At 74.1% G+C, this 15,167-nt stretch carries 3 protein-coding genes; all 3 read left to right on the top strand.

All coding sequences use genetic code 11. The annotated features are described in order from the left end of the window. Positions 1 to 33: 33 nt before the first annotated feature. The 3 genes from OG738_RS34565 to OG738_RS34555 are packed head-to-tail and all read left to right on the top strand — an operon-like array spanning position 34 to position 15,144. Positions 34 to 1,614, top strand: coding sequence for an FAD-dependent monooxygenase (locus OG738_RS34565; protein ID WP_329047350.1), 1,581 nt, complete (start codon positions 34 to 36; stop codon positions 1,612 to 1,614). After that, entirely contained in the window at positions 1,602 to 2,852 is a 1,251-nt protein-coding gene (locus OG738_RS34560; protein ID WP_329047349.1) for a glycosyltransferase, read from the top strand. Before OG738_RS34565 ends, OG738_RS34560 begins: the two co-directional genes overlap by 13 nt. A 25-nt stretch (positions 2,853 to 2,877) precedes the next feature. Next, complete coding sequence (locus tag OG738_RS34555; protein WP_329047348.1) at positions 2,878 to 15,144, top strand: type I polyketide synthase; 12,267 nt, start codon at positions 2,878 to 2,880, stop codon at positions 15,142 to 15,144. Positions 15,145 to 15,167: the final 23 nt, after the last annotated feature.

The raw sequence follows: 15,167 nt of genomic DNA, 5'->3' as shown, positions 1-15,167 counted from the left end.
CACCTTGCCCGTACATCGATTTGGGGAGACCGAATGGACATCGAGAACGCCGACGTGATCGTGGTCGGGGCGGGGCCGACCGGGCTGTTGCTTGCCGCCGAACTCGGCCTCGCCGGGCTCCGGCCGGTGGTCGCCGACCGCCTCGCCGCGCGGAGCCCGCAGACGCGGGCGCTGAACCTCCAGCCGCGCTCGGCCGAGGTGCTCGACGCGCGTGGCCTCCTCGAACCGCTGCTGGCCAGGGCGGGCCGGATCCACGGTGGGCACTTCGGCGGTATCCCGGTCACCCTCGACTACCGGCGGTGCGAGACCCGTCATCCCTACCAAGTCGCGATTTCGCAGACCGAGGTCGAGGCCGTGCTCGAAGACCGGCTCCGTGACGACGTGCGGCGCGGCTGGGAGCTGACCGCACTCGAGTCCGAAGGGGACGGTGTCACCGCGACGTTCGCGACACCGGACGGGGAACGCCGGGTGCGCGGCCGCTACCTGGTCGGCTGCGACGGGGCGCACAGTGCTGTCCGCCGGCTCGGCGGGTTCGAGTTCCCCGGCCGCACCGGCATGATCCCGGCCGCCACCGCGGACGTGATCCTGCTGGAGGGGCCGCCCGGCCTGCCGCGCGACCTGTCCGACATCGCGGCCGACGACGCGATGTCGGACCTGGTGGCCAGCGCGATGCGCCCGCGTCCGGGCGGCGGGTTCACCGCGGTGAACCCGGTCTCCGACGGGCTCTACCAAATCGTGTTCATGGGGCTGCCCCAGTTCTCGATCGGCCTGGACGCACCGGTTACCGAGGAGGAGGTGCGTGCGGCGCTCGACGACTCCTTCGGCACCGACGTCGTGTTCAAGGAATTCCTGCGCGGCAGCAGGTTCACCGATTCGGTCCGGCAGGCGGCGCACTACCGGCGGGGGTCGCTCTTTCTCGCCGGTGACGCCGCGCACGTGCACATCCCGGTCGGCGGGCAGGGCCTGAACCTGGGCCTGCAGGACGCGTTCAACCTGGGCTGGAAGCTGGCCGCGGCGGTGGCCGGGACGGCACCGGATCACCTGCTCGACAGCTATCACGCCGAGCGGCACCCGGTCGGCGCGCGGGTGCTGGCCGGTACCCGCGCCCAAGGCCTGCTGATGGCCCAGGGCATCCTGGCCGCCGGGCCCGCGGAACTGCAGCCGATGCAGGAGGACCTGATCGCGTTGCGCGACGTCCTGGTCGGGCTGGCCGCCGTGCCCGAGGCGAATCGCACGCTGGCCGAGGAAATCGCGGGGCTCGGGGTGCGGCATGCGGCGGACGAGGCCGCGCATCCGTTGCTCGGTCGCCGGATGCCGGATCTGGACGTGACCGGCGCGGACGGCCCGGGCCGCGTCGCGCGGCTCACCGAACGAGGCGAAGGGCTGCTGATCGACTTCGGTTCCGTGCCCGCGTTGGGCTCGGCGGCCGAGCCGTGGCGGGACCGGGTCGCCCACCGGGTGATCCGGCCGGTCGTACCGCAGGACTTCGCGGCCGCGCTGGTCCGCCCGGACGGCCACGTGTGCTGGCTGGCGGACTCGCCTGAATCGTCCGCTGTGGACAGTCTGGTCGGTGCACTGCGGCACTGGTTCGGGGAGCCCGCATGCGTGTCCTGATCGCGGTCACCGGCTCACCCGGGGAAGTCCTGCCGCACACCGGTCTCGGCGCCCGCCTCGTGGCGGACGGCCACGAGGTGACGGTCGCGACGCACGAACGGTTCGCGGACGTGGTGGCCCAGGCGGGCCTCGGGTTCCGCCCGGTGCCCGGCGATCCACGGGAGACGGGCCGCTCGGCGGAGGGCCGGCACTGGCTGCGCGCCGGTTCCGGGCCGCTCGGCATGGTGCACGTGATCCGCCTGTTCACCGAGAAACTGCGCCGGATCAATGAAGGCGTGCTCGACGCCGCGCGCGAGGGCGCCGATCTGATGCTGGTCTCCCCGGAGGCCGCGTGCGCGTACGCGATCGCCGAGTCGCTGGGCATCGCCAGCGCAGGGGTGTACCTGCAGCCGCTGGCCCCGACCGGGGAGTTCATCCACCAGTCGATGTCCGGGCTGGGCTCGCTGGGCCGCTGGGGCAACCGGATGAGCGCCGTCGCGGTGAACCGGGCGTGGGGGCTGTCGTTCGCCGGGGTGACCCGGGATCTCTCGCGCCTGCTCGGCGAGCCGGTGCCGAGGGTGGACGCGATGTTCCGCCGGCAGGACCGGCAGCGGTGGCCGGTGCTGCATCCGACCAGCCCGCAGTTGCTGCGCCGGCCCGCGGACTGGCGCCCTGGCCTGGAAGTCACCGGCTACCTGTGGCCGTGGCGCGATCCGGGCTGGACCCCGCCGGCGGAGCTGACCGATTTCCTCGCCGCCGGGTCGCCGCCGGTGTACGTCGGGTTCGGCAGCATGGAACTCGACGAGCCGGAGAAGGTCAGCGCGCTGGTGATGGCGGCGCTGCGGCAAGCCGGGCTGCGCGGGATCGTCAGTGCGGGCTGGAGCGGGCTGACCGCGTCCGGCGACGACGTCTTGACCGTCGGGGACGTGCCCCACGACTGGCTCTTCCCCCGCATGGCCGCGGTCGTCTGCCACGGCGGGCACGGCACCACCGGGGCGGTGCTGCGGGCGGGCGTGCCGGCGGTGCCGGTGCCGATCTTCGCCGACCAGCCGTTCTGGTCCGGTCTGCTGACGCGCCAAGGCGTGAGCCCGGGGCCGGTGCCGTTCCGGAAGCTGACCGCCGAGCGGCTGGCCGGGGCGCTGCGCGCGGCCGTGACGGACCCCGGCTACCGCCGGCGGGCCGAGGTCCTGGCCGCCGCGGTTGGTGCGGAAGACGGTGCGGGGGCCGCGCTCGACGTGGTGAAACGGGTGGCCGGCTAGCCGGCGCGGGATGGGGGAACGGCTCGTGCGAGCGGAACTGATCAGGCCGGTGCCGGCGATGCTGCGGGAGAACGCGGCGGTGTACGGGACCAAGACCGCGTTCGCGGACGCCCGGCGCGAACTGTCCTATGTGGACCTCGACCGGCGGACTGCGCGGCTGGCCGGTCACCTCGCTGCGCTCGGCGTCGAGCGGGGCGACCGGGTGCTGATCCTGCTCGGCAACCGCGTCGAAACGATCGAGAGCTACTTCGCGGTGACGAGGGCGAATGCTGTCGGCGTCCCCGCGGACCCGCGCAGCGGCGACGCCGAACTCGCCCATCTCCTCGCCGACAGCGGGGCCAAGGCTGTGCTCACCGACGCCGCGCACCTGCCGCAGCTTCGGCGGCTGGGCGGTGTGGAGATCGTCGTCGCCGTGGATCCGGCGGACGGTGTGCACGCTTACGAATCCCTGGCCGGGACCGAGCCGGACCGGGCCGCCCGCGACGACCTCGGTCTCGACGATGTCGCCTGGATGCTCTACACCTCCGGGACCACCGGGCGCCCCAAGGGCGTGCTGTCCACACCGCGGGCCTGCCTGTGGTCGGTCTCCGCCTGCTACGTCCCGATCATGGGCCTGGGCGAGGACGACCTGGTGCTATGGCCTCTGCCGCTGTTCCACAGCCTCGCCCACATCTTGTGCTTGCTGGGCGTGACCGCGACCGGTGCTACCGCGCGGATCCTGCCCGGGTTCGCCGCCGAGGACGTGCTTGCGCACCTGCGCCGCGAGCCGGTCACCTTCCTCGCCGGCGTGCCCGCGATGTACCGGTTCCTGGCGGCGCACGGCGGCGGGCTCGGCGAGACCCGGCGGCTGCGTGTCTGCTTGGTGACCGGAGCCCCCGCTTCGGCGGAGCTGCGTTCATCCTTTTCGGACACTTTCGGCGTCTCGCTGCTGGACAGCTACGGATGTACCGAAACCTGCGGGGCGATCACCACGAACACCCCGGACGCGCCGGGACCGCCCGGCTCGTGCGGGCGGCCGGTGCCCGGGCTGAAGGTCCGGCTGGTGAATCCCTCGACCGGTGACGACGCCGGGCCGGACGAGGAGGGCGAAGTCTGGGTCCGTGGCCCGAACCTGATGCGCGGGTACCACGGGCGGCCGGAAGAATCGGCGGCGGCACTGCACGACGGCTGGTACCGCACCGGCGACCTGGCCCGCCGGGATGCGGACGGCTACTTCTCGATCAGCGGCCGCCGCGGCGACGTGATCACCCGGGCCGGAGAAAAGATGCACCCGGCCGAGATCGAGCGGGTGCTGACTGCGGCCGGCGGGTTCGCCGACGTGGCCGTGGCCGCGGCGCCGGACGACCTGCTCGGCCAGGTGCCGGTGGCCTACCTGGTGGCGGCACCCGGCGAACCGATCGACACCGCGGCGCTGCTGGCCGCGGCCCGGCGTGACCTCGCCGCGTTCAAGGTCCCGCACCGGTTCCGCCAGGTCGACCGGATCCCGCGGACCGCGTCCGGCAAGGTCGCCCGGCACGCACTCGGTGAGCTGCCTTCGAGGCTCCTGCTGGACGTCGGCGCGATCCCGGCGGCGGCACCGGCGGTCTCGGTCGATCCCGCCGCGCTGCAGGCGAGGCTGACGGGGCTGACCGAAGCGGACCGGCGGTGGCAGCTGGAACGACTCGTCCGCACCGAAGCCGCAGTGCTGCTCGGTGTCACTGCGGACGCGGTCGACGCCCGCACCCCCTTCGGCGCGCTCGGCCTCGGCTCGGTGGCCGCGGTCGAGTTGCGCAATCGGCTTGTCCTCGCCACGGGCGCGCCGCTGCCGGTCACCGCGATCTTCGAGTACCCGAACGTGCGGGCGCTGGCCGCCCGGCTGCTGGCCGATCCGGGGGCGACGGCCCGGACCCCGGCACGTGCGGACGCCGGTGAGCCGATCGCAATTGTCGGGATGGCCTGTCGCTACCCGGGCGGAGTCGCCACCCCCGAACAGCTGTGGGACCTGGTCGCGTCCGGGACCGATGCGGTGGGGCCGATGCCCGCGGACCGCGGCTGGGACATCGCGGGCCTGTTCGACCCCGAACCCGGGCAGCCGGGTCGGATGTCGGTGGCTGAAGGCGGTTTCCTGACCGACATCGCCGGTTTCGACGCGGCCTTCTTCGGCATCTCGCCACGCGAAGCGCTGGCGATGGATCCGCAGCAGCGGTTGCTGCTGGAGACCGCATGGGAGGCGTTCGAGGACGCGGGCGTCGATCCCGGGACGCTGCGCGGCAGCCGGACCGGGGTGTTCACCGGGCTGATGTTCCACGACTATGCCGCCCTGCTCGCCGCGCAGCCCGACGCGGGAGGCGGCTTCCTGGAGACCGGGACCTCCGGCGCGATCGCGTCCGGCCGCCTCGCCTACCACTTCGGGTTCGAAGGTCCCGCGATCACCGTGGACACGGCGTGCTCGTCCTCGCTCGTCGCGTTGCACCTGGCGGGACAGGCCCTGCGGCTCGGCGACTGCGACTATGCACTGGCCGGCGGCGTCGCGCTGATGGCGACGCCTCGGGTCTTCGTCGAGTTTTCCCGCCAGCGCGGGCTTTCCCGCGACGGCCGGTGCCGGTCGTTCTCGGCCGATGCCGACGGTACCGGCTGGGCCGAGGGCGCCGGTATCGTGCTGCTGGAACGTCTTTCGGACGCGCGACGCCGTGGGCACCGGATACTGGCGGTGGTACGCGGCAGCGCGGTGAACTCCGACGGCGCGTCCAACGGCCTCACCGCGCCGAACGGCTTGGCCCAGCAGCGGGTCATCGCCGACGCGCTGGCGAACGCCGGATTGTCCGCCGAAGACGTCGACGCAGTGGAGGCGCACGGCACGGGCACCACGCTGGGCGACCCGATCGAGGCGGCCGCGTTGCTGGCGGCCTACGGCCCGGACCGGGCGCACCCGCTGCTGGTCGGCTCGCTGAAGTCGAACTTCGGGCACGCCCAGGCCGCCGCCGGGATCGGCGGGGTGCTCAAGATGGTGCTGGCGCTGCGGCACGACCTGCTGCCGCCGACGCTGCACGTCACCGAACCGACCCCGCGGGTGGAGTGGTCCGGCGGCGCGGTGTCCCTGCTCGTCGAATCGACGCCGTGGCCGGAAACCGGGCGCGCGCGCCGGGCGGGGGTCTCCTCGTTCGGGCTGTCCGGCACCAACGCGCACGTGATTCTCGAGCAGACGGAGCAATCCCCGCCCACGATATCCTCGCCTGGGGTGCTCGTGTGGCCGCTTTCGGCCGCCGACCGGCCCGCGCTGCGCGCCATGGCCGGGCATCTTGAGGCCTTTGTGGACAGCTCGGGTGCGGACCCGGCCGACGTCGCGCGCACCCTGGCGACCCGCGCGGCGCTGGCGTATCGGGCGGTGGTCGTCGGCGCGGACCGCGTCGCGCTGCTGCGGGGGCTGCGCGGGATCGACGGGCCCGCCGGGCTGACCGGGCACGCGCCGGCCCGGCGTGAACCGGTGTTCGTCTTCCCGGGCCAGGGCGCGCAGTGGGCGGGGATGGGCCGGGAGCTGCTGAGGTCGTCGCCCGTCTTCGCCGCCGCGCTCGCCGAGTGCTCGGCGGCGCTGGAGCCGCTCACCGGCTGGTCGCTGGTGCGCCTGCTGGCCGACGGCGGCGAACTGTCCGGTGTGGACGTCATCCAGCCCGCGCTGTGGGGCGTGATGGTGGCGCTGGCCCGGCTGTGGGGCGCGCACGGCGTGGTCCCCGCGGTGGTGGCCGGTCATTCCCAGGGCGAGGTGGCCGCGGCATGCGTCGCGGGCGGGCTTTCCCTGGCCGACGGTGCCCGGATCGTGGTGGCGCGCAGCCGGGCGATCGCGGACGAGCTTTCCGGTGCTGGCGGGATGGCCTCGGTCGCTCTGCCCGTCGAGGAGGTCACGCCGTTGCTGGGCGAGGACCTGGCGGTCGCGGCGGTCAACGGCCCCGCGTCGGTGGTCGTGTCCGGTCCGCCCGGGACGCTCGCGGAACTGCTCGCCCGCTGCGGCGCGGAGGGGGTGCGGGCTCGCCGGATCGACGTCGACTACGCGTCCCATTCCGCTCAGGTGGCCCGGATCGAAGACCGGCTGCGCACCGAGCTGGCCGGGATCGAACCCCGCACCGGCAACGGCGTCCTGTTCTTCTCCACCGTCACCGGGACGCCGCTGGACACCGCGGAGCTGGATGCCGGGTACTGGTACCGCAACCTGCGCGAACCGGTCGTCTTCGAACCGGTGATCCGCGAACTCGCCGCGCAGGGCCGCGACGTGTTCGTCGAATGCGGCCCGCACCCGGTGCTGACCACCGGGATCCGGGAGACCCTGGAGGACGCGGGGCACACGGCCGTCGTGGTCGGCTCGCTGCGCCGCGGCGAACCGGACCACCCGCGGTTCCTGACTTCGTTGGGTGAGGCGTGGACCGGCGGGGTGCCGGTGCGGTGGGCGGTGCCGGGCGGCGAGCTGCTCCCGCTGCCGCGTTACCCGTTCCAGCGCACGCGGTTCTGGCCGGAAGGCCTGGTTTCCGGCGGCGTCACGACGGCCGATGGGTCCACAGTGGAGCATCCGGTGCTGACCGCGGTGCTCGACCTGGCGGGCGGTGACGAAGCGGTGCTGACCGGCCGGCTAGCCCCGGCGGCGTGGCCGTGGCTGTCCGGGCATCGCGTAGCGGGCGAGGCGATCGCGCCGGCGACGCTGCTGCTCGAACTCGTCACCCGCGCCGGGGACCACGCGGGTCTCGGGGGACTCGACGAACTGACCCTGCACACGCCGTTGCCAGTCCCCGAAGCCGGTTGCGACGTCCAAGTGCGGCTCGGCGCGGCCGATCCCGCCGGGGCCCGGCCGGTCGGCGTGCACGCGCGCGCCGGTGGCGAGGACTGGTGCTGCCACGCGACCGGTCTCCTCACCGCCGAAGTGTCCACTGTGGACGCCGAAGCGATGTTCGCCGAGTGGCCCCCGCCCGGCGCCGAACCGATCGGGCTGGACGGCTTCTACCCACGGCTGGCCGCCGCCGGATACCAGTACGGCCCCGACTTCCGCGGCGTGCACGCGGCGTGGCGGCGCGGGGACGAGGTCTTCACCGAGGTGCGGCTCCCGGCCGCCCGGCACGCCGAGGCGACCCGGTTCGGGCTGCACCCGGCGCTGCTCGATGCCGCCCTGCACGCGAGTTTTCTCCGTCAGCCCGGCGAACTCGGCCTGCGCCTGCCCTTTTCGTTCGCCGGAATGCGGCTGCACGCGACCGGGGCGACCGCATTGCGGGTCCGCCTTTCCGGTGTCGCGGGCGGGCTGGCCCTGATGGCGGCCGACGAGACCGGCCGGCCGGTGCTCACCCTGCGTTCGTTGGTGTTGCGGCCGTTCACCGAGGCTCCGACGGGACGCGGCGCGCTGCTTCGAACGGACTGGGTCGAGGTCACGACGTCGGCCACCGCTACGACGGCCGATGTCGTGGTCGAGATTCCGGCTTCGAGGGGTGCCGTCGGCGACGCCGTGCGAACGTGCACTGCGGAAGCCTTGCGGCTGGCACAGGACTGGCTTGCCGATCCCCGGTCGGCCACGGCCCGGCTGGTGTTGGTCACGCGCAGCGGCGACCTCGCCCACGCGGCGGTCCGGGGTCTCGTGCGCTCGGCCCAGTGCGAGCATCCCGGCCGGTTCGTGCTGCTCGACGTCGACGGCGATCCGGCGGCCCCGCTCGTCGCCGCGGCGATCGCGAGCGGCGAGCCGCAGCTGATGATCCGGGACGGCCGAGTGCTGGCGCCCCACCTGGTCCCGTCGGGCGAAGCGCTCGAACCGCCAGCCGGCCCCTGGCGGCTGGACGCCGTGCGCAAGGGCGACCTCGAGGGCCTTGCGCTGGTCGAAGCCGACGACGTGGCACTGACGCCGGGGCAGGTCCGGGTCGCCGTCGCGGCCGCCGGGCTGAACTTCCGCGACGTGCTGATCGCGCTCGACCGGTACCCCGGTGACGCCCGGCCCGGCGGAGAACTGGCCGGAGTGGTCACCGAAACCGGGCCGGACGTCGCGGATCTCGCGGTGGGGGACCGGGTGTTCGGGTTCGCCGGTGACGCGTTCGGGCCGTCGGTGATCGCCGATGCCCGGGCACTGGCGAGGATTCCGGCGGACTGGTCGTTCGAGCGGGCGGCCGGGGTGCCGATCGCGTTCGCGACCGCCTACCACGCCCTGGTCGAGGTGGCCGGGCTGCGCGCCGGGGAACGAGTGCTGATCCACGCCGCGGCGGGCGGGGTCGGTGCCGCCGCCGTGCAGCTGGCTCGTCACCTCGGCGCGGAGGTCTACGCGACCGCGAGCCCGGCCAAGCACGAGGTACTCCGCGCCGCGGGCTTCGACGACCGGCACCTGGCCTCGTCCCGCGACTCCGGGTTCGAAGCGCTGGTGCGGGCGGGCACCGGCGGACGGGGTGTCGACGTCGTGCTCAACGCCCTGACCGGGGACGTCCTCGAGGCGTCGCTGCGGTCGCTCGCGCCGGGCGGCCGGTTCGTCGAGCTGGGCCGTGCAGACGTCCGCGACCCGGCCCGGATCGCGCGGGATCACCGCGGAGCGCGGTACTCGGCCTTCGTCCTGGCCGATGCCGAGCCGGAGGCGCTCGGCCGGCTGCTGGCCGCGGTGCTGGATCTCGCCGGGCGCGGCGCTCTGGTCCCGCCCCGGCCGGTGACCTGGGACGTGCGGCGGGCGGCGACGGCGTTTCGCGAGCTGGGGGCCGGGCGGCTGACCGGCAAGGCCGTGCTGACGCTCCCGCGTGCCCTCGACCCGGCGGGCACCGTGCTGATCACCGGGGGCACCGGCACGCTCGGCGGGTTGCTGGCCCGCCACCTGGTCCGCGTGCACGGCGTGCGGCACCTGGTGTTGTTGAGCCGCCGCGGGCCCGATGCGCCGGGGGCCGCCGAACTGGCCGGAGCGCTCGCCGAGGCCGGCGTCCAGGTCCGGGTCGTGGCCGCCGACGTGGCGCGCCGCGACGAGATCGCCGGCGTCTTGGCCGCGATCCCGGTCGCTCACCCGCTCACCGCGGTTGTGCACACCGCGGGTGTTCTCGACGACGGAATACTGGAAACCCTTACTCCCCAACGGCTCGATCGGGTGCTTCGGGCCAAGGTGGACGGTGCGTGGCATCTGCACGAACTGACCGCGAAGGCCGATCTTGCCGCGTTCGTGCTGTTTTCCTCCGCGGCCGGGGTACTGGGTTCCGCGGGACAGGCCAATTACGCCGCGGCCAACGCCGTGCTGGACGAGTTGGCCGTGCGGCGCCGGGCGGCCGGACTGCCCGGTCTTTCGCTGGCGTGGGGGCTGTGGGCGGAGCGCAGTGAACTGACCGGCCGGCTGGGCGACCTCGACGTCCGACGCAACGCGCGGGCCGGGTTGCTGCCGCTGACCACCGCGGACGCGCTGGCCCTGTTCGACGCCGCGAGCCGGCGGGACGACGCGGCGCTGGTCGCCACCCGGCTGGCGGCCGCCCAGGCGGTGACCGAGCCCGCTCCGCTGCTGCGTGGGCTGTTCCGCACGGCATCGGCGCGGCCGGCCGTCCACGCCGCGCAGGCGGATCCGCCTGCCCTGGCCGAGCTGGCCGGACGTCCCGAGGCCGAGCAGCGCAAAGCGCTGGACGAACTGGTGCTGGGGCACGCGGGATTCGTCCTGGGGCACGCCGGGACGGCCACGATCGAAGCCGGGGCGGCCTTCAAGGCGCTCGGGATCGACTCGCTCACCGCAGTGGAACTGCGCAACCGGTTGGCCGCGGCGACCGGGCTGCGCCTGCCCGCGACGATCGCGTTCGACCTGCCGAGCCCGCGCGAGCTGGCCGCGTACCTGTGGACGGAGCTGTTCGGGCAGGCCCGCGCCGAAGTCGCGGTGGCGGCGCCGGAAACCCCGGCCGGAGAGCCGATCGCGATCGTCGGCATGGGCTGCCGCTTCCCCGGCGGCGTGCGTTCGCCCGAAGACCTGTGGCGGCTGGTGGCGACCGGGCGTGACGCGCTGTCCGCGATGCCGGTCGACCGCGGCTGGTCACTCGGGGACCTGCGGCGGGACGGCCGCCTGCCCGAAGGCGGGTTTCTGCCGGACGCCGCGTTGTTCGACGCGGACTTTTTCGGCATCTCCCCGCGCGAGGCCGTCGCGATGGACCCGCAGCAGCGAGTGCTGCTGGAAGTGGCTTGGGAGGCGCTCGAACGCGCGGGGATCCGGCCGGAGACGCTGCGCGGCAGCCCGGCCGGGGTGTTCGCGGGGCTCATCCACCACGACTACGGTCCCCGGGCCCACGAGGTTTCCGACGCCGAGGGCGGTTTCCTGCTCACCGGCGCCGCGGGCAGCGTCGCCTCCGGGCGGATCGCCTACGCGCTCGGGCTGACCGGCCCGGCGATCACCTTGGACACCGCGTGCTCTTCCTCGCTCGTCGCGTTGCACTGGGCGATCCGGGCGCTGCGTGCAGGCGAGTGCACGCTGGCGCTGGCGGGCGGGGTCACCGTGATGACCTCGCCGGACGTCTTCGCCGAGTTCGGCCGTCAGGGCGGGATGGCTCCGGACGGCCGGTGCAAGTCGTTCGCCGAAGCCGCGGACGGCACCGGTTGGGGTGAAGGCGCCGGTGTCCTGGTGCTCGAACGCCTTTCCGACGCGCGCCGCCACGGGCATCCGGTGCTGGCGCTGGTGCGGGGTTCGGCGGTGAATTCCGACGGTGCGTCCAACGGCTTGACGGCGCCGAACGGTCCGGCGCAGCAGGCGGTGATCCGGGCTGCGCTGGCGGATGCGGGTTTGTCGGCCTCGGACGTCGATACGGTGGAGGCGCACGGAACGGGTACGCGGTTGGGTGATCCGATCGAGGCGCAGGCGTTGCTGGCGACATACGGTCAGGACCGGGAAGTGCCGTTGTGGCTGGGTTCGGTGAAGTCGAACCTGGGGCACACCCAAGCCGCGGCCGGGGTGGCCGGGGTGATCAAGACCGTGCTGGCGATGCGCGAAGGCCTGCTGCCCGAGACCCTGCACGTCGACGCGCCGACGTCCGAAGTGGACTGGTCGGCGGGTGCGGTTTCGTTGCTGCGCAAGCCTGTTGCCTGGCCGGAGACGGGCCGCGCGCGGCGCGCCGCGGTGTCCTCGTTCGGCATCAGCGGCACCAACGCGCACGTCGTGCTGGAACATGTGGCGCCACGGGCGGACCGGCCGTCCGCCGACGTGGAGACGCTCGTGCCGCTGCCCGTCTCGGGCCGGGACGAGCAGGCCCTGCGGGCGCAAGCCCGGCAGCTGGTTCCGATCGCCGACCATGTGTCCATAGTGGACATGGCGAGTGCGCTCGCGACGACCCGCATGGCGTGGCCGCAGCGGGCGGTGGTGCGGGCCGCGAACCGCGCCGAGGCAGTGGCGGGCCTGCGTGCCCTTGCCGCCGGAACCGGTGACGCCCGGGTGATTCGGGGCAGTGCCGGTGGTCTCGCCTTCCTGTTCTCCGGCCAAGGTGCCCAGCGCGCGGAGATGGGGCGGGCACTCTACGAACGCTTCGAGGCATACGCCCGCGCGTTCGACGCCGTCTGTGCCGAAGTGGACGGCCGGCTGCCGAGGCCGTTGCGGGACGTGGTCTTCGCGCCGCGCGGTTCGGCCGAAGCCCGGCTGCTGGACCGCACCGAATTCACCCAGGTCGCGCTCTTCGCGGTGGAAACTGCGTTGTTCCGGTTGCTGCAGCACTGGGGTGTCCGCCCGGCCGTCCTGCTCGGGCACTCGGTCGGCGAGTTGGCCGCGGCACACGCCGCCGGGGTGCTCGGCCTGGTGGACGCGTGCGAGCTGGTGGTGGCCCGTGGCCGGCTGATGGGAGAGCTGCCCGCGGGAGGTGCGATGTGCCGGATTGCCGCACCGGTCGCGGAAATCCGGCTGCTAGCCGAGGAGTTCGCGGTGAGCGTCGCCGCGGTCAACGGCCCCGGCGAAGTCGTCGTCGCCGGGCCTGGCGAGGCCGTCGCCGCGCTTGCCGCCGAGGCACGCGGTCGTGGCCGGATCACGCGCTCCCTGCGTGTCTCCCACGCCTTCCACTCCGCGCTGATGGAGCCGATGCTCGCCGAGTTCGCCGCGGTCGCGGCACGGGTGTCGTTCGCCCCGCCCGAAATCCCGCTGATCTCCGGGGTGACCGGGGAATTGCTCGCGCCCGGGCTGGTGTGCACTCCGCAGTACTGGACCCGGCAGGTGCGGGAGCCGGTGCTCTTCGCCGATGGCGTGCGGGCGGTCCGGGACTCCGGCGCGGCGACGCTGATCGAGCTGGGACCGGGGGAAGGTCTCGCCGCGTTGGCCGCGGAGTGCCTGGCGGGCGAGGACGTCGCCTGCCTGCCCACGTTGGGGTCCGAGGACCCGGAAGCGGGGATCGTCAAGGCCCTGGCGGCGCTGTGGGCCGGTGGTGCGGATGTCGACTGGACGGCGTTCTTCGCCGGCACGGGTACGCGGCCGGTCGAGTTACCTACGTATCCGTTCCAGCGCAGCCGCTACTGGCTGGATCCGCATCCGGCGGTCGATGGGCTGGAGCGGCTCCGCCGTGCGCTGGCCGACGGTGCGTTCGACGACGTCGCGCCCGGCGACCGGGAGGCGCTGGAGTCGCTGCTGGCGCGCATTCGCCCGCCCGAAGAGCGGGAGTACCGGGTGCGCTGGACGCCGGTGGAACCGCGGGACGAGCACCCCGGCACCTGGCTGCTGGTCGTTCCCGAGGCGAAGGCGGACGATTCGCTCGTCGCGGACGTCGAACGGGCGCTCGGGCCGGTCCGGTCGCTGGTGCTCGGCGACGACGAACCTGCCGCGATGGCCGCCCTGCTGACTGATAAGTCCACTGTGGATGGTGTGTTTTCGTTGCTGGCATTGGACGAAAAGACCGGGTTGCGCGCCACGGTGGCCCTGATGCAGGCGCTCGGGAAGGTGGGCTCCACCGCGCCGCTGTGGTGCGCGACGACCGGTGCGGTCGCGGCGACCGCCTCGGACACCCCGGCGAATCCCGGGCAGGCAGCGGTCTGGGGGCTGGGTCGGGTCGCCGCGCTGGAACACCCCCATCGCTGGGGCGGCCTGGTCGATCTGCCCACGCGGCTGGACGACTGGTCCGCGGCCCGGTTGCGGGCGGTGCCCGGCTGCGGCGAAGACCAGGTGGCCTTGCGGCCCGCTGGAATCCTGGCCCGGCGGCTGGTCGCAGACTCCTCATCCGCTGCCGGCGCGCCGCGCTGGACCGGCACCGTGCTGATCACCGGGGGCACCGGCGCGCTCGGCGCGCAAGTGGCCCGATCGCTGGCCCGGGCGGGAACGGGGCACCTGCTGCTGGCCGGACGGCGAGGCCCGGCCGCACCCGGCGCGGCCGCGCTGGTGGACGAGCTGAACATGGCCGGAGCCGAAGTGACCGTCGTCGCCTGCGACCTGGCCGACCGGGCCGCGGTCGCGGCCCTGCTGGCCACGATTCCGCCCGAGCGCCCGCTGGAGGCGGTCGTGCACGCGGCCGGGCTGCTGGATGACGGCCTGCTCGATGCCGTGACGCCGCGGAGCCTGGAGCACGTCCTGGCGGCGAAAGCCGTGGGAGCGCGGAATCTGCACGAGCTGACCGCGGAGGACGAGCTGCGCACGTTCGTCCTGTTCTCCTCGCTGTCTGGCACGGTCGGCAACGCGGGCCAGGGTGCCTACGCGGCGGCGAACGCCTACCTGGACGCCCTCGCCGAACACCGGCACGGCCTCGGTCTGCCCGCCACCGCGCTCGCCTGGGGCCCCTGGGCCGGGGCCGGGATGGCGGAGCGGGCGACCGTAAGGCCCGGGCTGGGCCGGCTCGACCCGGAACGGGCGGTGGCCGCCCTGTGGCGGGCGATGGCCGCGGCCGAGCCCACCGCGGTGGTGGCCGACGTGGACTGGGCCGTGTTCGCCGGGGATTTCACCGCGGCCCGGCCGTCCCGGCTGTTCGCAGCCCTGCCCGGGGGCGAGGGCCGCCCGGAGGCGGAGACCCCAGCCGAGCCCGACAGGCTGGCCCAGCGGCTGGCTGCGGCGCCGGAGGCCGATCGCGAACACCTGATCGCCGATCTGGTGCGGGCGGAGGCGGCACGGGCGCTCGGCCGTCCGGCCGAGGCCGCGGTGCCGCTGCGGCAGGGCTTCTTCGACCTGGGCTTCACGTCGCTGACCGCGGTCGAATTCCGCAACCGGCTGGCCGCGGCGACCGGCCTGGTCCTGCCCGCCACCGTGCTGTTCGACCACGCCACCCCGGCCGCACTGGCCCGCCACCTCGCGGCCGCGCTGGCGGGCGCGCCGCCAGAGTCCGAAGCGGACAGTGCGGACGCGCTGGACGGACTCGCCGTCGGCGATCTTCTCCGGCTGGCCAGGGAAACGCTCGAAACATGACCGGTGCAAGCAGAACGGAATAC

Origin of the sequence: Amycolatopsis sp. NBC_01488, from assembly GCF_036227105.1 — a bacterium.
In the GTDB taxonomy this organism is placed as follows: Bacteria; Actinomycetota; Actinomycetes; order Mycobacteriales; family Pseudonocardiaceae; genus Amycolatopsis.
This window is presented reverse-complemented; position numbering and strand designations above follow the sequence as displayed.